At 59.2% G+C, this 22,248-nt stretch carries 16 protein-coding genes and 1 pseudogene; 10 read left to right on the top strand and 7 right to left on the bottom strand.

The features are described from left to right. The coding region (gene ychF / locus ACIOZM_RS24815; RefSeq protein WP_401218532.1) for a redox-regulated ATPase YchF at positions 1-1,083 on the top strand (1,083 nt) is incomplete at its 5' end. A 186-nt stretch (positions 1,084-1,269) separates the two neighbouring features. On the opposite strand, the gene ACIOZM_RS24820 is transcribed toward ychF, so the two are convergent. Then, positions 1,270-2,487, bottom strand: coding sequence for an MFS transporter (locus ACIOZM_RS24820; protein ID WP_401218535.1), 1,218 nt, complete (start codon positions 2,485-2,487; stop codon positions 1,270-1,272). Positions 2,488-2,963: 476 nt separating this feature from the next. Here ACIOZM_RS24820 and ACIOZM_RS24825 point away from each other — a divergent pair, with 476 nt between their 5' ends. From ACIOZM_RS24825 to ACIOZM_RS24855, 7 genes are all read left to right on the top strand, one after another. Continuing rightward, positions 2,964-5,015 carry a putative bifunctional diguanylate cyclase/phosphodiesterase gene (locus tag ACIOZM_RS24825; protein ID WP_401218538.1) on the top strand — a complete coding sequence of 684 codons (2,052 nt, stop codon included), beginning with the start codon at positions 2,964-2,966 and terminating at the stop codon, positions 5,013-5,015. A gap of 222 nt (positions 5,016-5,237) precedes the next feature. Next, a complete protein-coding gene (locus tag ACIOZM_RS24830) occupies positions 5,238-6,584 on the top strand; it encodes an imelysin family protein (protein ID WP_401218540.1) in 1,347 nt (448 codons plus the stop codon). Positions 6,585-6,875: 291 nt separating this feature from the next. Next, positions 6,876-8,303: a di-heme oxidoredictase family protein gene (locus ACIOZM_RS24835; RefSeq protein WP_401218543.1), complete on the top strand. Its 1,428-nt coding sequence runs from the start codon at positions 6,876-6,878 to the stop codon at positions 8,301-8,303. A gap of 27 nt (positions 8,304-8,330) precedes the next feature. After that, entirely contained in the window at positions 8,331-9,395 is a 1,065-nt protein-coding gene (locus ACIOZM_RS24840) for an imelysin family protein (RefSeq protein ID WP_401218546.1), read from the top strand. A 14-nt stretch (positions 9,396-9,409) separates the two neighbouring features. Continuing rightward, positions 9,410-10,510 (top strand): DUF1513 domain-containing protein, encoded by a 1,101-nt coding sequence (locus ACIOZM_RS24845; protein WP_401218548.1) that lies wholly within the window; start codon positions 9,410-9,412, stop codon positions 10,508-10,510. Between the two features lie 266 nt (positions 10,511-10,776). Next, positions 10,777-11,925: an efflux RND transporter periplasmic adaptor subunit gene (locus ACIOZM_RS24850; protein ID WP_401218550.1), complete on the top strand. Its 1,149-nt coding sequence runs from the start codon at positions 10,777-10,779 to the stop codon at positions 11,923-11,925. Positions 11,926-11,938: 13 nt separating this feature from the next. After that, positions 11,939-14,974 carry a multidrug efflux RND transporter permease subunit gene (locus ACIOZM_RS24855; protein ID WP_401218553.1) on the top strand — a complete coding sequence of 1,012 codons (3,036 nt, stop codon included), beginning with the start codon at positions 11,939-11,941 and terminating at the stop codon, positions 14,972-14,974. A gap of 173 nt (positions 14,975-15,147) precedes the next feature. On the opposite strand, the gene ACIOZM_RS24860 is transcribed toward ACIOZM_RS24855, so the two are convergent. The 5 genes from ACIOZM_RS24860 to ACIOZM_RS24880 all read right to left on the bottom strand — a co-directional run bounded on the left by ACIOZM_RS24860 (position 15,148) and on the right by ACIOZM_RS24880 (position 18,862). Beyond that, on the bottom strand, positions 15,148-15,375 hold the full coding sequence (locus ACIOZM_RS24860) for a hypothetical protein (RefSeq protein ID WP_401218555.1): 228 nt from the start codon (positions 15,373-15,375) through the stop codon (positions 15,148-15,150). A 2-nt stretch (positions 15,376-15,377) separates the two neighbouring features. Next, complete coding sequence (locus ACIOZM_RS24865) at positions 15,378-16,091, bottom strand: lipopolysaccharide kinase InaA family protein (protein WP_401218558.1); 714 nt, start codon at positions 16,089-16,091, stop codon at positions 15,378-15,380. A gap of 4 nt (positions 16,092-16,095) precedes the next feature. Beyond that, positions 16,096-16,764: a class I SAM-dependent methyltransferase gene (locus ACIOZM_RS24870; RefSeq protein ID WP_401218560.1), complete on the bottom strand. Its 669-nt coding sequence runs from the start codon at positions 16,762-16,764 to the stop codon at positions 16,096-16,098. A 150-nt stretch (positions 16,765-16,914) separates the two neighbouring features. After that, positions 16,915-18,189, bottom strand: coding sequence for a sensor histidine kinase (locus ACIOZM_RS24875; RefSeq protein ID WP_401218563.1), 1,275 nt, complete (start codon positions 18,187-18,189; stop codon positions 16,915-16,917). Next, positions 18,179-18,862, bottom strand: a complete 684-nt coding sequence (locus ACIOZM_RS24880) for a response regulator transcription factor (protein ID WP_401218566.1) — start codon at positions 18,860-18,862, stop codon at positions 18,179-18,181. The genes ACIOZM_RS24875 and ACIOZM_RS24880 overlap by 11 nt, the downstream gene beginning before the upstream one ends. Before the next feature lie 200 nt (positions 18,863-19,062). Between ACIOZM_RS24880 and ACIOZM_RS24885 the strand changes: the two genes are divergently transcribed. Together ACIOZM_RS24885 and ACIOZM_RS24890 are read left to right on the top strand one after the other, a co-directional pair. Next, positions 19,063-21,012: an LTA synthase family protein gene (locus ACIOZM_RS24885; protein WP_401218569.1), complete on the top strand. Its 1,950-nt coding sequence runs from the start codon at positions 19,063-19,065 to the stop codon at positions 21,010-21,012. Positions 21,013-21,064: 52 nt separating this feature from the next. Further along, positions 21,065-21,808 carry a phosphatase PAP2 family protein gene (locus ACIOZM_RS24890; RefSeq protein WP_401218571.1) on the top strand — a complete coding sequence of 248 codons (744 nt, stop codon included), beginning with the start codon at positions 21,065-21,067 and terminating at the stop codon, positions 21,806-21,808. A 173-nt stretch (positions 21,809-21,981) separates the two neighbouring features. Here the strand turns inward: ACIOZM_RS24890 and ACIOZM_RS24895 are convergent. Further along, positions 21,982-22,248 (bottom strand): annotated as a pseudogene (locus ACIOZM_RS24895) (TCP-1/cpn60 chaperonin family protein); the annotation flags it as partial.

Below are 22,248 nucleotides of genomic sequence, written 5' to 3' on the forward strand. Positions count from 1 at the left end.
ATCGTAGGCCTGCCTAACGTCGGCAAGTCCACCCTGTTCAACGCCCTGACCAAATCCGGTATCGCGGCCGAGAACTTCCCCTTCTGCACCATCGAGCCGAACAGCGGCATCGTGCCGATGCCGGACCCGCGTCTTGAGGCATTGGCGGCCATCGTCAATCCAAAGCGCATCCTGCCGACCACGATGGAATTCGTCGACATCGCTGGCCTGGTTGCCGGCGCCTCGAAAGGTGAAGGCCTGGGCAACAAGTTCCTCGCCAACATCCGCGAAACCGACGCGATCGCTCACGTCGTACGCTGCTTCGAAGATGAGAACGTGATTCACGTTTCCAACAGCGTCGACCCGAAGCGCGACATCGAAATCATCGACCTGGAACTGATCTTCGCCGACCTCGACAGCTGCGAGAAGCAACTGCAGAAAGTCGCGCGTAACGCCAAGGGTGGTGACAAGGACGCAGTGGTCCAGAAAGGCCTGCTGGAGCAGTTGATCGCTCACTTCACCGAAGGCAAGCCTGCGCGCAGCCTGATGAAGAACATGAACACTGATGAAAAAGCAGTGATCAAGGGCTTCCATCTGCTGACCACCAAACCGGTCATGTACATCGCCAACGTCGCTGAAGACGGTTTCGAGAACAACCCGCACCTGGACGTGGTTCGCGCCATCGCCGAAGAAGAAGGCGCTGTGGTGGTTCCGGTCTGCAACAAGATCGAAGCGGAAATCGCCGAGCTTGATGACGGCGAAGAGAAAGACATGTTCCTCGAGGCCCTGGGCCTGGAAGAGCCTGGCCTGAATCGCGTAATCCGCGCCGGCTACGAAATGCTGCACCTGCAGACCTACTTCACCGCCGGTGTCGAAGAAGTCCGCGCCTGGACCGTCAAAGTCGGTGCCACCGCACCTCAGGCTGCCGGCGTGATCCACACCGACTTCGAGAAAGGCTTCATCCGCGCTGAAGTCATCGCCTACAACGACTTCATCCAATACAAGGGCGAAGCCGGTACCAAAGAGGCCGGTAAATGGCGTCTGGAAGGCAAGGACTACATCGTTAAAGACGGCGACGTGATGCACTTCCGTTTCAACGTGTAAGTAACACCGCCGAATAAAAAAGCCGCGTTCAACACGCGGCTTTTTTGTGCCTGAAATAATCTCCCCACACCACCAATCCCTGTAGGAGTGAGCCTGCTCGCGATAGCGTTGTGTCAGTCGATTCAACCTTAACTGACACTCCGCGATCGCGAGCAGGCTCACCCCTACAGTTTAAATTGTGTGGGATCAGGCTTTTTTCGTGCGTGGCAGGAAGATCGCCAACACCCCGAACAACGGCAGGAACGAGCACAGGAAGTACACGTACTCAATCCCGTGAACATCCGCCAGGTGCCCAAGCAACGCCGCGCCAATCCCGCCAAAACCGAACATCAGACCGAAGAAGATCCCGGCAATCATCCCGACATTGCCCGGCACCAGTTCCTGCGCGTACACCACAATCGCCGAGAACGCCGAGGCGAGGATGAAGCCGATCACCACGCTGAGAATGCTGGTCCAGAACAGATCAACGTGCGGCAGGATCAAGGTGAACGGCGCAACCCCGAGGATCGAGAACCAGATCACCGCCTTACGCCCGATCTTGTCGCCAATCGGTCCACCGAAGAACGTCCCCGCCGCCACCGCACCGAGGAACAGGAACAGGTGCAGTTGCGAACTGGCGACCGACAGGTCGAATTTCTCGATCAGGTAAAAGGTGAAGTAACTGGTGAAACTGGCCATGTAGAAATACTTGGAGAACACCAGCAGACCGAGCACCACCAGCGCGCTGGTCACCCTGCCCTTGGACAACCCGTGAGTCGCCGCCTGGCCAGCCTTGAGCTTGAACAGGTTCAAGTGATGGGCGTACCAGCGACTGATGCGGAACAGCACGAACAGCGCAAACACCGCGAACAAACCGAACCACGCCACGTTGCTCTGGCCGAACGGAATGATGATCGCCGCCGCCAGCAACGGGCCGAACGCCGAACCTGCATTACCGCCGACCTGGAACGTCGATTGCGCCAGACCATAGCGTCCGCCCGAGGCCAGTCGCGCAATGCGTGAAGCCTCCGGGTGAAAGGTCGATGAGCCGATACCAATCAGCGCCGCCGACAGCAGGATCAGCGGGAAACTGCCGACCATCGACATCATCACGATGCCAATCAGCGTACAAATGGAGCCGGCCGGCAACAGCCACGGTTTCGGGTGGCGGTCAGTGTGATAACCGACCCACGGTTGCAGCAGCGAAGCGGTGAGCTGGAAGGTCAGCGTGATCAGGCCGACCTGAGTGAAGCTCAAGCCGTAGTTGGCCTTGAGCATCGGATAGATCGACGGCAGCACCGACTGAATCAGGTCGTTGATCAAATGCGCCAGCGCCACCGCGCCGATGATGCGCATGACCAACGGGCTGCTTTGTGGAGTTGCGGGCGCCGAGGCAGCGGCGTTCTGAGCGTTGCTGATAGCCATGGGAGTTTCCGGACAACAGATGGGTGCACACAGGCAGGTGCGTCAATGTGCCATTTTTCGGTGCGCCAGCGCCATCCCCTTAGCCAGCTAACTAACCGATAAATCACCCCGTGTAGGAGCTGCGGCACGCTGCGATATTTTTTTTTTTTTTTTTAAAAAAAAAATAAAAATATCGCAGCCTGCGGCAGCTCCTACATTGGGATCGCATTTATCCCACGGTAAAAGCAGCCCCAAGCGGCTTGCTGCCTTCGCACAGAGGGCTAACATCAATCAGAGGAAATATTCTCCAGATCCCCTCAAGTTGGAGGCAGAAACTACCGAAACAGTACGAATAGGGCAAATACTCCAGTCAGCAGCATATTGGCCAAGCCCGAAGGCAATTTCCCCCGGGCCTGATTGTCCCTTTGACTGCCAACACCGGATTGCCAATACTCATGGCAACTTGACGCTACCCGCACGGATTAAGGAATAACCCTTTGAAGCTGGAACTCAAGAACAGCTTGTCGGTGAAGTTGCTCCGGGTCGTGCTCCTGTCGGCATTGATCGTTGGCGTGGTCTTGAGCTGCGCGCAGATTGTGTTTGACGCCTATAAAACCCGTCAGGCCGTTGCCAACGACGCCGAACGCATCCTCGACATGTTCCGCGATCCCTCGACTCAGGCCGTGTACAGCCTGGACCGGGAGATGGGCATGCAGGTGATCGAAGGCCTGTTTCAGGATGACGCCGTGCGTCAGGCCTCCATCGGCCATCCCAATGAAGCCATGCTCGCGCAAAAATCCCGCGACTTGCAGCAGTCCAACAGCCGCTGGCTGACCGACCTGATTCTTGGACAGGAACGCACCTTCACCACGCAACTGGTGGGTCGCGGCCCTTACAGCGAGTATTACGGCGACCTGAGCATCACCCTCGACACCGCCACGTACGGGCAGGGCTTTATCGTCAGCTCGGTGATCATCTTCATTTCCGGGGTGTTGCGTGCTCTGGCCATGGGGCTGGTGCTGTATCTGGTCTATCACTGGCTGCTGACCAAACCGCTGTCGCGGATCATCGAGCACCTGACCGAAATCAATCCGGATCGCCCCAGCGAACACAAGATTCCGCAGCTCAAGGGCCACGAGAAAAACGAGTTAGGCATCTGGATCAACACCGCCAACCAATTGCTCGAGTCCATCGAACGCAATACCCACCTGCGCCACGAAGCGGAAAACAGCCTGCTGCGCATGGCCCAGTACGACTTTTTGACTGGCCTGCCGAACCGGCAGCAATTGCAGCAGCAACTGGACAAGATTCTGGTCGATGCCGGCAAGCTGCAACGTCGGGTCGCGGTGTTGTGCGTGGGGCTGGATGATTTCAAAGGCATCAACGAGCAATTCAGCTACCAGACCGGCGACCAGTTGCTGCTGGCGCTGGCGGATCGACTGCGTGCCCACAGCGGACGCCTCGGCGCCCTCGCCCGTCTTGGCGGCGACCAGTTCGCACTGGTTCAGGCCGATATCGAACAGCCTTACGAAGCGGCGGAACTGGCGCAAAGCATTCTTGATGATCTGGAAGCGGCGTTCGCCCTCGATCATCAGGAGATCCGCCTGCGTGCGACCATCGGCATCACCCTGTTCCCCGAGGACGGCGACAGCACCGAGAAGCTGTTGCAGAAGGCCGAGCAGACCATGACGCTGGCCAAGACCCGCTCGCGCAATCGCTATCAGTTCTACATCGCCAGCGTCGACAGCGAGATGCGCCGACGCCGTGAGCTGGAAAAAGACCTGCGCGATGCGCTGTTGCGTGATCAGTTCTACCTCGTCTATCAACCGCAGATCAGCTACCGCGATCACCGTGTGGTCGGCGTCGAGGCGTTGATTCGCTGGCAACATCCGGAGCACGGTCTGGTGCCGCCGGATCTGTTCATTCCACTGGCCGAGCAGAACGGCACCATTATCGCCATCGGCGAATGGGTGCTGGATCAGGCGTGCAAGCAATTGCGCGAATGGCACGATCAAGGCTTTGCCGATCTGCGCATGGCGGTCAACCTGTCCACCGTGCAGTTGCACCACGCCGAGCTGCCACGGGTGGTCAACAACTTGCTGCAGATCTATCGTTTGCCGCCGCGCAGCCTTGAGCTGGAAGTTACCGAGACCGGCCTGATGGAAGACATCAGCACCGCCGCGCAGCATCTGTTGAGCCTGCGCCGCTCCGGGGCCCTGATCGCCATCGACGACTTCGGCACCGGGTATTCGTCGCTGAGTTATCTGAAAAGTCTGCCGCTGGACAAGATCAAAATCGACAAGAGCTTCGTTCAGGATCTGCTGGATGACGACGACGATGCGACCATCGTGCGCGCCATCATCCAGTTGGGCAAAAGCCTCGGCATGCAGGTGATTGCCGAGGGGGTGGAAACGGCCGAGCAGGAGGCGTACATCATCTCCGAAGGCTGCCACGAAGGTCAGGGCTACCACTACAGCAAACCACTGCCAGCCCGTGAATTGACCGCCTACCTGAAACAGGCCCAGCGCAGCAACGCGGCCATTTTATAAAAGCAAAAGATCGCAGCCTTCGGCAGCTCCTACATTTGGAATGCGTTCGCCCTATAGGAGCTGCCGAAGGCTCGGGCCGCGATCGGGCGATCTTTTGATCTGCGTAAATAAGAAATATTTCCAGCCACAACCCTTTACACATAATGCGAAAGATTTGCATTATGTCGCAGCTTTGCGCACCCCCGCGCCTGTCCATTCAATTACCGAAGCAGGATGTTCGCCATGATTCGTATGCCTCTGGCTACCGCCAGTCTGCTGGCCATCGCTATTTCCCTCGCCGGTTGCGGCGAAGGCAAAGACAAGGCCGCCGCTCCGGCCACGCCGACTCCAGCCGCCAGCACCACCGCACCTGCGGCTGCTCCTGCCGCTGCCGGTAAAGTCGACGAAGCCGCCGCCAAGGCTGTGGTCGCGCACTACGCCGACATGGTCTTCGCCGTTTACAGCGATGCCGAATCCACCGCGAAAACCCTGCAAACCGCAGTCGACGCATTCCTCGCCAAGCCGAACGCCGACACCCTGAAAGCCGCCCGCGCTGCCTGGGTTGCTGCTCGCGTTCCGTACCTGCAGAGCGAAGTGTTCCGCTTCGGCAACACCATCATCGACGACTGGGAAGGTCAGGTTAACGCCTGGCCGCTGGACGAAGGCCTGATCGACTACGTCGACAAATCCTACGAACACGCATTGGGCAACCCGGGCGCTACCGCCAACATCATCGCCAACACCGAAGTTCAGGTCGGCGAAGACAAGGTCGATGTCGAAGACATTACCCCGGAAAAACTCGCCAGCCTGAACGAGCTGGGCGGTTCCGAAGCCAACGTTGCCACCGGCTACCACGCCATCGAATTCCTGCTCTGGGGCCAGGACCTGAACGGCACCGGCCCGGGCGCTGGCAACCGTCCTGCTTCCGACTACCTGGAAGGCGCTGGCGCTACTGGCGGTCACAACGACCGTCGTCGTGCCTACCTGAAAGCCGTGACCCAACTGCTGGTCAGCGACCTGGAAGAAATGGTCGGTAACTGGAAGCCGAACGTGGCCGACAACTACCGCGCCACGCTGGAAGCCGAGCCAGGCGAAACCGGTCTGCGCAAAATGCTTTTCGGCATGGGCAGCCTGTCGCTGGGTGAACTGGCGGGCGAGCGCATGAAGGTGTCTCTGGAAGCGAACTCGCCAGAAGACGAACAGGATTGCTTCAGCGACAACACGCACAACTCGCACTTCTACGACGCCAAAGGCATTCGTAACGTGTACCTGGGCGAATACACCCGCACCGACGGCACCAAAATGACCGGCGCCAGCCTGTCGTCGCTGGTGGCCAAGGCCGATCCGGCTGCCGACACCGCACTGAAAGCCGATCTGGCTGCTACCGAAGCCAAGATCCAGGTCATGGTCGATCACGCCAACAAGGGTGAGCACTACGACCAACTGATCGCTGCCGGCAACACCGCTGGCAACCAGATCGTCCGCGACGCTATCGCATCGCTGGTCAAGCAGACCGGTTCGATCGAAGCCGCTGCCGGCAAACTGGGCATCAGCGACCTGAACCCGGACAACGCTGATCACGAATTCTGATCAACACCGTTCGATAAAAAGGCGACCTCCGGGTCGCCTTTTTCATTCCTGCCTTTTGCGGTGATGCTGATGGCCCCATCGCTGGCAAGCCAGCTCCCACAAGTTCTGCGGTGATCGCAAAATCTGAGTGCGCCACCGATCCCTGTGGGAGCTGGCTTGCCAGCGATAGCCACACCTCGGTCTCAAGTAAAAACCCTGTTCCATATCAAGCAAACGATAATTCCTCTTATTCAAACCCCCTCGCCCTGTTAGACTTTGCGCCTTTATTTTTGCCCGTCCGCAGGATGTCTGATGCCCTCGCTGCCTCTTCGCTTGTCCGCACTGTTTCTGGCCCTGGGCCTGAGTGCCTGCGATGACGCCCCGCGTTTTACCAAGGCCGAGCCCGGTGAAGCGCGTTCCGGCGGTGCGACGACCGTGCGCAAGACTGATCAGAATGCGTTCTCCCTGCCGTCGGCCAACCTGCCGCCGTCGCGTCGGGTCGATTTCAGCGTCGGCAACAGCTTCTTCCGCAGCCCGTGGGTGATCGCCCCGTCGACCACCACTGCCCGCGATGGCCTAGGGCCGCTGTTCAATACCAACGCCTGCCAGAACTGCCACATCAAGGACGGTCGCGGTCATCCGCCAACGCCTGATGCAGCGAATGCGGTGTCGATGCTGGTGCGCCTGTCGATTCCCGATGCGCCGGAGTTCGCCAGGCTTATCGAGCAAGTCGGCGTGGTGCCGGAACCTGTGTACGGCGGCCAGTTTCAGGACATGGCCGTGCCGGGCGTGACCCCGGAAGGCAAGGTACGGGTGGAATACACGCCCGTACCGATCCGTTTCAAGGACGGCAGCGAAGTCGAACTGCGCAAACCATCGTTGCAGTTCACCCAACTCGGTTACGGCCCGATGCACCCCGACACGCGCTTCTCTGCTCGGGTCGCCCCGCCGATGATCGGCCTCGGCCTGCTTGAAGCGATCCCCGAACAGGCGATTCTCGACAACGCCGCCGCGCAAGCCAAAGACAATAACGGCATCGCCGGGCGCGTGAACCGGGTCTGGGACGACGAGTTACAGAAGACTGTGGTGGGCAGATTTGGCTGGAAAGCCGGACAACCGAACCTCAATCAACAAAATGTTCACGCGTTTTCTGGTGATATGGGCCTCACCACCAGCCTGAGACCGTTCGATGACTGCACCGATGCGCAGATCGCCTGCAAACAGGCACCGAACGGCAATGGTCCGAACGGCGAGCCGGAAGTCAGCGACAACATTCTGCGTCTGGTGCTGTTCTACACCCGCAACCTCGCCGTACCGGCCCGTCGTGGCATCAACGACGAACAAGTGCTGGCCGGCAAGAACCTGTTTTTCCAGGCCGGTTGCCAGTCTTGCCACACCCCCAAATACACCACGGTCGCCAACGCGGCTGAACCTGAACTGGCCAATCAAGTGATTCGCCCGTACAGCGATCTGCTGCTGCACGACATGGGCGAAGGGCTGGCCGACCACCGCAGCGAATTTCAGGCCTCCGGCCGCGACTGGCGCACGCCGCCGTTGTGGGGCATCGGCCTGACTCAGGCAGTCAGCGGTCACACCCAGTTTTTGCATGACGGCCGCGCCCGCAATCTGCTCGAGGCCGTGCTCTGGCATGGCGGCGAAGCGCAAGCGGCGCAGCAACAGGTTTTGTCTTTCAATGCCGAGCAGCGTGCCGCGCTGCTGGCGTTTTTGAACTCACTTTAAACACTGATAAAGAATCGGGAGCCCGACATGTTCCGTCCCAAGTTGTTGTTCACCAGCCTTGCCGCGCTCGCCCTCGGCGCATGCTCGCCACAGGACCCGCAAGCCGTTACTTCGGCTGCCATCGCCAAATCGGTGATCCTGCCGACCTACACCCGTTGGGTCGAAGCCGACAAGCAACTGGCGGTCAGCGCCCTCGCCTACTGCCAGGGCAAGGAAACCCTGGAAACCGCTCGCGCCGACTTCCTGCACGCACAGAAAGCCTGGGCCGAGCTGCAACCATTGCTGATCGGTCCGCTGGCCGAAGGCAACCGTTCGTGGCAGGTGCAGTTCTGGCCGGACAAGAAAAACCTCGTCGGCCGTCAGGTCGAGCAACTGGTGATCGCGCAGCCGCAGATCGATGCCGCAGCACTGGCCAAATCCAGCGTGGTGGTTCAGGGTCTGTCGGCCTACGAGTACATCCTGTTCGACGCCAAGCCTGACGTCGCCAACGATGCGCAGAAAGCCAAGTATTGCCCGCTACTGATCGCCATCGGCGAACGTCAGAAGCAACTGGCCGAAGAGATTCTGCAGAGCTGGAACAACACCGACGGCATGCTCGCGCAGATGACCAAGTTCCCGAACCAGCGCTACGCCGACTCCCACGAAGCAATTGCCGATCTGCTGCGCGTGCAAGTCACCGCACTCGATACCCTGAAGAAAAAACTCGGCACGCCAATGGGCCGCCAGAGCAAAGGCGTACCGCAGCCGTTCCAGGCTGATGCGTGGCGCAGCCAGTCGTCGATGGCGGCACTGGAAGCGAGCCTGGCCGCGGCCAAAACGGTTTGGGAAGGCGTCGACAACAAAGGCCTGCGCAACTTGTTGCCAGCCGAGCAGAAGCCGTTGGCCGACAAGATCGATGCCGCTTACGCCGCGTCGCTGAAACTGTTCGACAGCACTCAGCGCTCGCTGACGGAAATGCTTCAGGACGACGCCGGTCGCCAGCAACTCAACGATATCTATGACAGCCTCAACGTCGTCCATCGCCTGCACGAAGGCGAACTGGCCAAGGCGCTGGGCATTCAACTGGGCTTCAACGCCAACGACGGTGACTGATGAGGGCAAGTGCCATGCTGCGACGCCAGGCTCTGACATTAGGTAGTTTGCTGCTGGGAGCAGTGACACTGGGCGGCTGGACGCTGTTCAAACGCAAGGATCAGAGCCCGTTGCTGCTGTCGGCGCGTGACGACACTGACGGCAAGCACTACGCCGTCGGTTATCGGCTGGACGGCACGCGCGTGTTCGCCACCGAAGTCGGTCAGCGTTGCCACGACATCATCAATCACCCGACGCTGTCGATCGCGTTGTTCGTGGCCCGGCGTCCGGGCACCGAGAGTTACCTGATCGACCTGCGTGACGGTGCATTGCTGCAAACCGTAACCTCGCAGCCGAACCGGCACTTCTACGGGCACGCGGTGATTCACAAGGACGGCGAGTACCTGTACGCCACCGAAAATGACACCAGCGATGCCGGTCGTGGTTTGCTCGGGGTGTACAGGTTCGAAGGCGAGCGGCTAGTGCACAGCGGCGAGATTTCCACCCACGGTCTCGGCCCGCATCAAGTGTCGTGGATGCCTGATGGCGAAACGCTGGTGGTGGCCAATGGCGGGATTCGTACCGAGGCGGAAAGCCGTGTCGACATGAACCTCAACGCCATGGAGCCGAGCCTGGTGCTGATGCAGCGCGACGGTACTTTGCTGAGCAAGGAAACCCTCGCCCAGCAGATGAACAGCGTGCGCCATCTGGGGATTGCCAGCGATGGCACCATCGTTGCCGGTCAGCAATTCATGGGCCCGTCCCATGAGTCGTCGGAGCTATTGGCAATCAAGCGTCCGGGGCAACCCTTCGTGGCGTTCCCGGTGCCTGAGCATCAGTTGCAGGCGATGGGGCATTACACCGCCAGCGTTGCCGTGCACAGCGATCTGCGTCTGGTGGCGCTGACGGCTCCGCGCGGCAACCGCTTCTTCATCTGGGATCTGGACAGCGGCGAAGTGCGCCTCGACGCGCCGTTGCCTGACTGTGCTGGCGTTGGTGCAGTGAAGGACGGTTTCGTCGTGACCTCGGGTCAGGGCCGCTGCCGTTACTACGATTGCCGTCAGGATGAACTGCTGGCCAAACCGCTGGAACTGCCTGCAGGGCTCTGGGACAACCATCTGCATCTGATGGCCTGAACACCAACAGCATTGATGCATCGCACTCTGTGGCGAGGGGATTTATCCCCGTTGGGTGGCGAAGCCGCCCCAAAACCGGCACACGCGGTTTATCTATTGAACCGTGTGTCCGGTTTTACGACTGCTGCGCAGCCGAACGGGGATAAATCCCCTCGCCACAGTTTTATGCTCCCCCCTCAACCGTAAAAACTGCCAGTTGGAATCCACCCCTGACTCGGAGTAATGTTCGCGCCTGTCTCGCCTGATTTATCCAAGGAACTGGAAATATGCTGCGTCGCCGCATGCTGATCATGTTGGGTGTTGTGTTGCTGATCGTCCTGGTGCTGGCCGGGTATAAAGCGTTCTCGATCTACACCATGATTCAGGGATTCTCCAAGCCGAAACCGCCGATCAGTGTCGCCGTGGCCACCGCCACCGAGCGTCCGTGGCAGATGCGCTTGCCTACCGTCGGCTCGCTCAAGGCGTTGCAAGGGGTCAATCTCAGTCTGGAGGTGGCCGGTACCGTCACCGAACTGAAATTCGAATCGGGGCAGAAGGTCAAGGCCGGGCAACCATTGTTGCAACTCGACAGCGCCGTCGAAAGCGCGCTGCTGGAAACCGCCAAGGCCGACCTCGGCCTCGCGCAACTGGACTTCGGGCGCGGCAGCCAGCTGGTCGACAGCCGTGCCATCTCCAAGGGCGAATACGACCGACTCTCCGCAGTGCTGCAAAAGAACAAGGCCACGGTCAATCAGCTCAACGCCTCGCTGGCAAAAAAACGCATCGTCGCGCCGTTCAGCGGCACCATCGGCATTCGTCAGGTGGACATTGGCGACTACCTCGCCAGCGGCACTATGATCGCTACCCTGCAAGACTTGAGCAGCCTCTACGCGGATTTCTACGTGCCTGAGCAATCGGTGCCGAAACTCGCGCTTGGGCAACCGGTGCAGATCAGCGTCGCGGCCTACCCGGGGCAGAACTTCCCCGGAGCGATCAGCGCGATCAACCCGTTGGTCGAAGCCAGCACTCGTAACATTCTGGTTCGCGCCACCCTGGCCAACCCCGACGGCAAGTTGCTGCCGGGGATGTTTGCCAGCCTCGAAGTGCTGTTGCCTGATCCACAGAAGCACATCGTGGTGCCGGAAAGCGCGATCACCTACACCCTTTACGGCAATTCGCTGTACGTGGTCGGGCAGAAGAAAGCCGAGGATGGCAGCGTCGAGAAGGACGACAAGGGCCAACCGGTGCTGATCGCCGAACGCCGCTTCATCGAGACTGGTCAGCGCCGCGACGGTCTGGTGATGATCAACAAGGGCGTGCAGAGCGGCGAACAAGTGGTGACGGCTGGCCAGATCAAACTGGACAACGGCGCGCACATCGCCATCAGCGACGACAAGACCCTCGGCGAGCAGAACAGTCCGCCTCGCGCCGACTGATCAAGGAATCCCCATGGCTTTTACCGACCCGTTCATCCGCCGCCCGGTGCTCGCCACCGTGGTCAGCCTGCTGATTGTGCTGCTGGGGTTCCAGGCCTGGAGCAAGCTGCCGCTGCGCCAGTACCCGCAAATGGAAAACGCCCTGATCACGGTGACCACCGCCTACCCCGGGGCCAACGCCGAGACCATTCAGGGCTACATCACCCAACCGATGCAACAGAGTCTGGCGAGCGCCGAGGGCATCGACTACATGACCTCGGTCAGTCGCCAGAACTTCTCGGTGATCTCGATCTACGCACGCATCGGCTCCAACAGCGACCGCTTGTTCACCGAGCTGCTGGCCAAGGCCAACGAAGTCAAAAACAAACTGCCGCAGGACGCCGAAGATCCTGTGCTGAGCAAAGAGGCCGCGGACGCTTCGGCGCTGATGTACATCAGCTTCTTCAGCAAAGACTTGAGCAACCCGCAAATCACCGACTACCTGTCACGGGTGATCCAGCCAAAACTGGCGACGCTGCCGGGCATGGCCGAAGCGGAGATTCTCGGCAATCAGGTGTTCGCCATGCGCCTGTGGATCGACCCGGTGAAGCTCGCCGGTTTCGGCCTCAGCGCCAGTGACGTGACCAATGCGGTGCGCCAGTACAACTTCCTCTCCGCTGCCGGCGAAGTGAAAGGCGAGTACGTGGTCACCAGCATCAACGCCAACACCGAGCTGAAATCCGCCGAAGCCTTCGGCGCGATTCCACTCAAGGTCAGTGGCGACAGCCGCGTGCTGCTCAGTGATGTGGCGCGGGTGGAAATGGGTGCGGAAAACTACGACACCATCTCCTCCTTCGGTGGCACGCCGTCGGTGTACATCGGTATCAAGGCCACTCCCGGGGCGAACCCGCTGGATGTGATCAAGGAAGTGCGCAAGATCATGCCGGAGCTGGAAGCCCAGCTACCGCCGAACCTGAAAAGCGAAATCGCCTACGACGCCACGCTGTTCATTCAGGCCTCCATCGACGAAGTAGTGAAAACCCTGTTCGAAGCGGTGCTGATCGTAATCGTGGTGGTGTTCCTGTTTCTCGGGGCGCTGCGTTCGGTGGTGATCCCGGTAGTGACCATCCCGCTGTCGATGATCGGCGTGATGTTCTTCATGCAAATGATGGGTTACTCGATCAACCTCCTGACCCTGTTGGCCATGGTGCTGGCCATCGGTCTGGTGGTGGACGATGCGATTGTCGTAGTGGAAAACATTCACCGGCACATCGAAGAGGGCAAGACGCCGTTTGATGCCGCCCTGGAAGGTGCACGGGAAATCGCCATGCCGGTGGTGTCGATGACCATCACTCTGGCGGCGGTGTATGCGCCGATTGGTTTTCTCACTGGGCTCACGGGTGCGCTGTTCAAGGAGTTCGCGCTGACCCTGGCCGGCGCGGTGGTGATTTCCGGGGTTGTCGCCCTGACCCTGTCACCGATGATGTGCGCCCTGCTGTTGCGTCCCGAGGCAAACCCCAGCGGACTGGCGCATCGCCTCGACCGGATCTTCGATGGCCTCAAGCGCCGCTATCAGACCACGCTGCACGGCACACTCAACACGCGGCCGGTGGTGCTGGTGTTTGCGGTGATCGTGTTGTGCTTGATTCCAGTGCTGCTCAAGTTCACCAAATCGGAACTGGCGCCGGACGAGGACCAAGGCATCATTTTCATGATGGCCAACTCGCCGCAACCGACCAACCTCGATTACCTGAACACCTACACCGACGAGTTCATCAAGATCTTCAAGGAGTTTCCGGAGTACTACTCGTCGTTCCAGATCAACGGCTACAACGGTGTGCAAACCGGCATTGGCGGCTTCCTGCTCAAGCCGTGGAACGAGCGCAGTCGCACGCAGATGCAGATCCTCCCCGAGGTTCAAGGCAAGCTGGGAAAGATCGCCGGGTTGCAGATTTTCGGCTTCAACCTGCCGTCCCTGCCCGGCACCGGGGAAGGTCTGCCATTCGTGTTTGTGATCAACACCGCCAACGATTACACGCTGCTGCTGCAAGTCGCCGAGCGCATCAAAAAACGCGCGGCCGAGTCGGGCAAGTTTGCTTTCGTAGACCTTGATCTGGCTTTCGACAAACCTGAGGTAGTGGTCGATATCGACCGTGCCAAGGCCGCACAAATGGGCGTGTCGATGCAGGATCTGGGCGGCACCCTGGCCACGCTGCTCGGCGAGGCGGAAATCAATCGTTTCACCATCGAAGGGCGCAGCTACAAGGTCATTGCTCAGGTCGAGCGCGCTTACCGCGACAACCCGGACTGGCTGAACAACTATTACGTGAAAAACACCAAGGGCGAACTGTTGCCGCTGTCGACCCTGATCACTGTCACCGACCGGGCGCGGCCGCGACAACTCAATCAGTTCCAGCAACTGAATGCGGCGAAGTTGTCCGGGTTCCCGTTGGTGAGCATGGGCGAGGCGATCGATACCGTCCGACAGATCGCCAGCGAAGAAGCGCCGGCCGGGTTTTCCTTCGACTACGGCGGTGCGTCGCGGCAGTTTGTGCAGGAAGGCAACGCGCTGTGGGTGACGTTCGCTCTGGCGCTGGCGATTATCTTCCTGGTGCTGGCGGCGCAGTTCGAGAGCTTCCGCGATCCGCTGGTAATTCTGGTGACGGTACCGCTGTCAATTTGCGGAGCGCTGATTCCGCTGTTCCTCGGCTGGTCGAGCATGAACATCTACACCCAGGTCGGGCTGGTGACGCTGATCGGCTTGATCAGCAAGCACGGCATCCTGATCGTCGAGTTCGCCAACCAGTTGCGCAAGGACAAGGGTCTGACACCGCGAGAGGCGGTGGAGGAAGCGGCAGCGATACGTCTGCGTCCAGTGTTGATGACTACTGCGGCGATGGTGTTCGGCATGGTGCCGTTGATCATGGCGACCGGTGCGGGGGCTGTCAGCCGCTTTGATATCGGGCTGGTGATCGCCACGGGGATGTCGATCGGGACGTTGTTTACGCTGTTCGTGCTGCCTTGCGTTTACACGCTGCTGGCGAAACCGGATACCAAAGAACACCCATGACCCCTGTGGGAGCGAGCCTGCTCGCGAAAGCGTTCTGCCTGACAAAGATGCGTTGACTGTCACGTCGCTTTCGCGAGCAAGCTCGCTCCCACAATGGCCCGTGCAGGATCCAAAATGCGGGCATAAAAAAAGGCCTCGCATTCGCGGGGCCTTTTATTGGGACTTCAATCGATTCAACTTTGCGGCCTCATCCCTTGGGACAATCCGAACATGAACAGCAACAAATCATGATCGGGTTTTGTAGCCACGGAGGCTTTCGCCACCCGTGGCACAGCACAATGGGCATCACCGCTGGATGCGCCAATGACCTGCATGCGTGGCTGCTCCCAGGCAGCCATCGCCAATGAAGCAACTGCCAAGGCTCCTACCAGAAACACACCTCGTGCAATTTCGAGTTTCATCGCTATAAACCTTTGATAGCGCTGCCAAACGCCGTCTCATAAAAATAGACGAGTTTTTTCCAGTCCGTGTCGTTGAACGACGAATGGCGACGTAGTTGTTTCATGTCATGGGACGCGGCGCGATAAGCGGTCAGACGCTGGCGGCACTTTTCCAGATCGATCAATGCCACTTCGGCCTTGGCCGATTCACCCTCGCCCGTGACCCGCACGAACACGTGTTTGATGTAAATGCAGCTGTGCTGCCAGCGGCCTTTGTGCATGCGGGCCATATTCTCGGCCATGTCCTTGAGCACTCGCTCATAGACTGCTTCGCCATGCTGCTCGCGTCCGCCGGCCGCTAGCCAGTGTTCGAATTCCTGAAAACCGTCCAGCGACTTTGTTACCAACAGTGCACGCCACTTGTGCTGCGGATCAGGCAAGGCACCGCAGAAAACGATTTCCGGCACCCGCACACCGAGCCGGGATACGCCGTTCAGTGCATCGAGTTCGCGCAATACCGTCGGTCGTCCGAACGGGTGCAGCCAACTGCGGTAAATATGTCCAGTCTGGCGCTTCGCATAGAGCAGCTGACCATCGCGTCCCACGACACGTTGCACACCACTTTCCCCACCCCGGCGGACGTTGGGTTCTTCTACCCATTCGCCACGCTGGTTCCAGTAGTAATCAAAGCGGTCCTGAGGAGCGACTTCCGTTTCTGCTGCAATCTGCACTGCCATCCTGTTACCTCTTGCGTAATACGTAAACTCGCCACATGGCGTAGAGCGGAATAAAGTCCAACTGTTCCTGGATGCGGAAACCCGCCTCCTCAAATTCTTTCTCAACCGTAGCGGCTGGTAACACAAAGCGATTCTGATACTCGCGCTTGTCACGGTTTTTCTCTGCGCGCTGGCGTTTCCAGGCTTTGAAATTGCCATCGACCCAGAGTGAAACGATCAAACTGTCACGGGTGACCCGTTCGAATTCGCGCAGAATCGTCCGTCGATGCTCGGCTTCACCGATGTGATGGAGCAGGCGCATACAAAAAATGCTGTCGACAGAGTTATCCGGCAAGGCAATGTCGAACGCAGAAGTGTGCAAGGGTTGTACCCGTTTCACTACTTCAGCGGGTTGCGATTGCATTGCGGTCTTGATCATCGACTCGGAATTGTCCGCGCCGATGATCACCCGATTATGCTTCTCTGCCAGCAATGGCCAGAAACGCCCGGCACCACAAGGCAGGTCCAGCACCAACCCAGGTTCACCGGCCAGCGTCAGCGCCTTGCGGGCCAACTGCTCGTCACGCCAATGGGACAATCGACGCCCGAGACCGTTCTGATGCTTGTGCAGATATTTCTGCGCATGTACGTCGTCGTATTTCTCGGAAAAATCGAGTTTGATCGGGCCAGCCATCATCGGGACTCCTGAGTTACTGATGGCCCACCTTATGGAGCGACGTGTCAGCGTCAGGTCATCCCTTTGTGAAAAAAACGTCAGGTAAACCAGCAAACTATTACAGGGTTTTACACATTTCCTGCAATAGCCGGGGGCCATTAGTTTGACTCAGCGCACACTCAGGTCTACTTCAAAGCGGCAGCCGTTGGGCTCCATGGTGCTCAAGGTGACCGTCCAGCCCTGGTTCTCACAGATGCGTTGCACCAGCGATAACCCCAGGCCAAGTCCTTCGCCACGTTTTTCGCTGCCACGGACGAACGGTTGGAACATCGCCTCACGTTTCTCTTCGGGAATACCCACACCCGAGTCCTCGACGACAAAACCATTAGGGTTCAGCGTCAAGCGAATGAACCCCGTCTCGGTGTAGTGGCAAGCGTTACGCAGCAGATTGCCCATCACCGCGCTTAACAGTGTCGCGTTAAAACGCGTATCCGGTGGCTGACCTGGCTCGAAGGTCAAACTCAGGCCCTTGGATTCGATTGGCTCGCGCCATACAACCAACAGGTTTTCGGCCACATGCGCCAGATGTTGCTGAGGCGCCGACCCGGCGTCTTCACGCTGGGCGCGGGCGAGCATCAGGAAGGTCTGCACCAATTCGCGCATTTCTTCACTGGCGCGAGCAATGCGCTCGACCTGGGCCCGACCGCGCGGATCAAGGCCGGGGTTTTCCAGCAGCAACTCACAGGAACTGGCCAGCACCATCAACGGCGTGCGCAGTTCGTGGCTGACGTCACTGGTGAACAGGCGTTCACGGGTCAGCGCCTGACGCAGACGGCCGAGCGTTGCATCGAATGCCACCGCCAGTTCGCCGACCTCGTCAGCGGCGTAATCCGGTGCCAGTGGTGGCGCCAGTCCGAGCAACTGATCGCGGTGACGCACTTGTCGCGCCAACCGCACCACCGGCGCCATTACCTTGCGCGCCAGCACCCAGCCAAGAAACACCGCCAGCGCCAGACTGAGCACAAAACCCACCAGCACCACGGCAAACAGCACGCGCTCACGCTCTTCGAAATCGCTTTGATCCTGCAGCAGTACATAACGGCGGCCGTCGACGATTTCGACCATCGCGTGATACGACAGCTGCTCGCGGAACACTTCGTGAAAACCTGCATCGAGATGACGCAAATCCTTGGGCAACTCAAAATCGCCCGGGCCGCCGCTGAAATAAAATAACTGATCCGGTTCCGGGCGATGGCTCCAGTCCGACACATTGTCCATCAGCAGCAAGCGCTGCAAGTCACCGCCAAGCCCCGCCGAGATCAGTTTTTCTTCCACCAGATGCACCGTCGCAACGATGCCCATGGCGAAGGCCCCGGCCACCAACGCGCTCATCAGCGCGAAGGCGATGATGATCCGCTGGGAAAGGCTTTGCTTAAACTCCATCACGACCCTCGGCCAAGCGGTAACCCACACCGTGCACGGTGTGCAGCAACGGCTTGGCGAACGGCTTGTCGATCACTTGGCGCAACTGGTGAACGTGGCTGCGCAGGCTGTCGCTGTCCGGGCAGTCATCGCCCCACAGCGCTTCTTCAAGAATTTCCCGACGCAGGACGTGCGGGCTCTTTTGCATCAACACCGCCAGCAGCTTGAGGCCAACCGGGTTGAGTTTGAGGTACTTGCCTTCGCGGGTTACTTCAAGGGTGTCGAGGTCATAGTTCAGATCACCGACCTGCAACGAACGTCGGCCTCCGCCTTGGGTGCGACGCATCACTGCTTCGACCCGTGCAGCCAGCTCGGACAGGGCGAATGGCTTGACCAGATAATCGTCGGCACCGGACTTGAAGCCTTGCAGGCGGTCGTCCAGTTGATCGCGGGCGGTGAGCATGATCACCGGGGTATCGCGTCGGGCGTCTTCGCGCAGGCGTTTGCACAGGGTGTAGCCGTCGATCCCCGGCAGCATGATGTCGAGAACGATCAGGTCGTAATGCTCGGTGGCAGCCAGATGCAAACCTGACAATCCGTCCTGGGCGCAATCGACGGTGTAGCCCTTGAGGCCCAGATAATCGGCCAGATTGGCCAGGATATCGCGGTTGTCTTCGACCAATAGAATTCGCATTGGCATCTCCTCCGTACACAGTAACAGCCGTCGTGGCCCGCGCAGCTTACGACCAACGCCGACTCAGGGCTAGGGCTGAAGGCCCCGTAGATCAACTCTCTCAACCAAATTAGTTTTTTAACAAGTTTTTCACTATCGGTTCACAACCTGACTACAGTGGCCGCGCGACACTCCGAGCCTGATAATAAGGATGTACACAAATGGACTCTTTCAAGACGGCGCCCATGCGCTTTCTGCAGCTTGTTACCGGCGCCTGGCTGGTGGTGTTTTTCCTGACCCGAATCATTCTGCTGCTAACTCATCTGGATGAGGCCGGCGGCATTGCCGTTTCCGTATTCGGTATCGGCCTGCTGTATGACCTGGGGTTTCTTGCATATGCGGCACTGCCACTGGGCCTGTATCTGTTGCTGTGCCCGCCGGCCTTGTGGCGCCGTCGCGGTCATCGCTGGTTCCTGCAAGGTCTGCTGACTGTCAGCCTCTTTGTCATGCTGTTCGTTTCGGTGGCCGAATGGCTGTTCTGGGATGAGTTCGGCGTGCGCTTCAACTTCATCGCCGTCGACTACCTGGTGTATTCCGATGAAGTGCTGAACAACGTGCTGGAGTCGTATCCAATCGGCATGCTGCTGAGCATTCTCGCAGTACTCGCCGTGGTCCTGAGTCTTGTCCTGCGCAAACCCTTCAATGCCGCAATGAACGCGCCGATGCCACCATTGCGCGCACGTCTGCTCAACGCGCTGGGCCTGCTGGTCGTCGCCGGTCTGAGCCTGCAACTGCTCAGCCAGGACGCGCCGCGTGCTCAGGGTGGCAACGCCTATCAAAACGAACTGGCGAGCAACGGTCCTTATCAGTTTTTCGCCGCGTTCCGTAACAACGAACTGGACTACGGTCAGTTCTACGGCAGCCTGCCGCCGGAAAAAGTCGCGCAGCAGATTCGCGCCGAACTGGGTGAATCCAACGCCCGTTTCATCGGCAAAGACCCGCAGGACATTCGCCGAGTGATCGACAACCCGGGCGTAACGCGCAAACCGAACATCGTGCTGGTGACCATCGAAAGCCTGAGCGCCAAGTACCTGGGCAGCAATGGCGATGGGCGTAACCTGACGCCGAATCTCGACGTCTTGCGCAAACAGAGCCTGTACTTCAACAACTTCTACGCCACCGGCACCCGCACCGACCGTGGTCTGGAAGCGATCACCCTGGCCATCCCGCCAACGCCAGGACGCTCGATCGTCAAGCGCATTGGCCGTGAAAGCGGTTTTGCCAGCCTCGGCCAGCAGTTGAGCGCCGTGGGTTACGACAGCGTGTTCGTTTACGGCGGACGCGGTTACTTCGACAACATGAACGCATTCTTCAGCGGCAACGGTTATCGCGTCGTCGACCAGAGCAGCGTCGAAGAATCAGAGATCCACTTCAAGAACGCCTGGGGCATGGCCGACGAGGATCTGTACAACCAGACCCTGAAACTGGCGGATGCCGATTACGCCAAACAGCAACCGTTTCTGTTGCAGTTGATGACCACCTCCAACCACCGTCCTTATACCTATCCGGACAACCGGATCGACATCAAGTCCGGCAACGGTCGTGACGGCGCGGTGAAATACACCGACTACGCCATCGGTAAGTTTCTTGAGCAGGCGCGGCAAAAACCATGGTTCGACAACACGATCTTTATCTTCGTCGCTGACCACACGGCCGGTAGCGCGGGCAAGGAAGACCTGCCGATCAGCAACTATCAGATCCCGCTGTTCGTGTACGCGCCGAAGCTGATCGAGCCGCGTGAGGACGGCCAACTGGCCAGCCAGATCGACCTCGCTCCGACCCTGCTGGGCTTGCTGAATCTGGATTACACCTCGACGTTCTTTGGTCGCAATCTGCTGCAAGAGAATCAATTGCCGCCGCGCGTGGTGGTCGGCAACTACCAGCATCTGGGCTTGTTCGACGGCAAGGATCTGGCGATTCTCAGCCCGCGCAAAGGCTTGCGCCGGCATGACGATGCGCTCACCGAGAGCCGTGAATCCCGGGCCACCAGCGCTGATCCGCTGATCAGCCGCGCCATTACCTATTACCAATCGGCCAGTTATGGCTTCACGCAACAGCTGCTTGGCTGGAAGGCACCCAAGGAGGGCGCTCCGCAAGTCAGCAAACAATAACCGAACTGCCCCGGACTGATGCTCCGGGGCATTTTTTTGTTCAGGATCTGTCATGTCATCAAACGTTGTACGCCCTGCCCCACGGCCGCTGAACTTCTGGCTGTGCCTTGGGATTCCTGCCGTTGCGGCGGTCATTCTGGTGTTGCTGGAACTGACCGATCTGGACATGGTGCTGGCCCGAATGTTTTATGACCCGGTCGCGGGCGACTTCATCGGGCGGCACAGTCACTTCCTTGAAGACATCCTCCACGACCGCGCCAAACAGGTGGTGATCGCCTTTTCGGTGTTTGCGGTAATCGGCTTCGTCGCGGCGTTTTTCATTGAGCGACTCAAACCGTTCAAGCGTGAATTGGGTTGTCTGGTGCTGTCATTGGGTCTGGCGACTTCGTTCGTGACGCCGATGAAGGCTGTAACTGCCGTGCAGTGTCCATGGAGTCTGGAACAGTTCGGTGGCCATGAAACCTACAGCAAACTGCTCAGCCATCGTCCGGAGACCAACAAGCCCGGGCGCTGCTGGCCGGGCGGTCATGCTGCCACCGGATTCACCTTGTTTGCCTTGTTCTTCGTACTGCGTGACCGCCGTCCGCGCCTGGCACGCAAGGCGTTCATCTTTGCCTTCGCGCTGGGTTCGGTGTTCTCCATCAGCCGGATGATGCAGGGCGCGCACTTCTTCTCGCACAACGTGTGGACGGCGATTTTCTGCTGGCTGATTTGTCTGGGGTCGTATTACTACGTGATGTATCGACCAGCCTCCAGAGCTGAAGCTGTAATTAAAGCGCAACCGGTCAGCGCCTGATCTGACGTCATCGCGGGCAAGCCACGCTCCCACAGGGTGCGCATCACCTTTGTGGGAGCGTGGCTTGCCCGCGATAGATACACCTCGGTCTTGAGCCAGGATTAAATCGAGGGCAATAAAAAACCCCGCCTGCTCATCGCAGGCGGGGTTTTTCGTATGGGGGTAAGGCTGGCTTACATCATGCCGCCCATGCCACCCATGCCGCCCATGTCTGGCATGCCACCACCAGCGCCACCGTCTTTCTTCGGTGCGTCGGCTACAGCAGCTTCGGTGGTCAGGATCAGACCGCCGATCGACGATGCAGCTTGCAGAGCGGAACGGGTAACCTTGGTTGGATCCAGGATGCCCATTTCGATCATGTCGCCGTATTCGCCAGTCGCAGCGTTGTAACAGAAGTTACATTTTCAGTTCTTGTCTTCGTTGACTTGAATGATTGTATC

Source organism: Pseudomonas sp. NPDC087346, assembly GCF_044744235.1.
In the GTDB taxonomy this organism is placed as follows: Bacteria; Pseudomonadota; Gammaproteobacteria; order Pseudomonadales; family Pseudomonadaceae; genus Aquipseudomonas.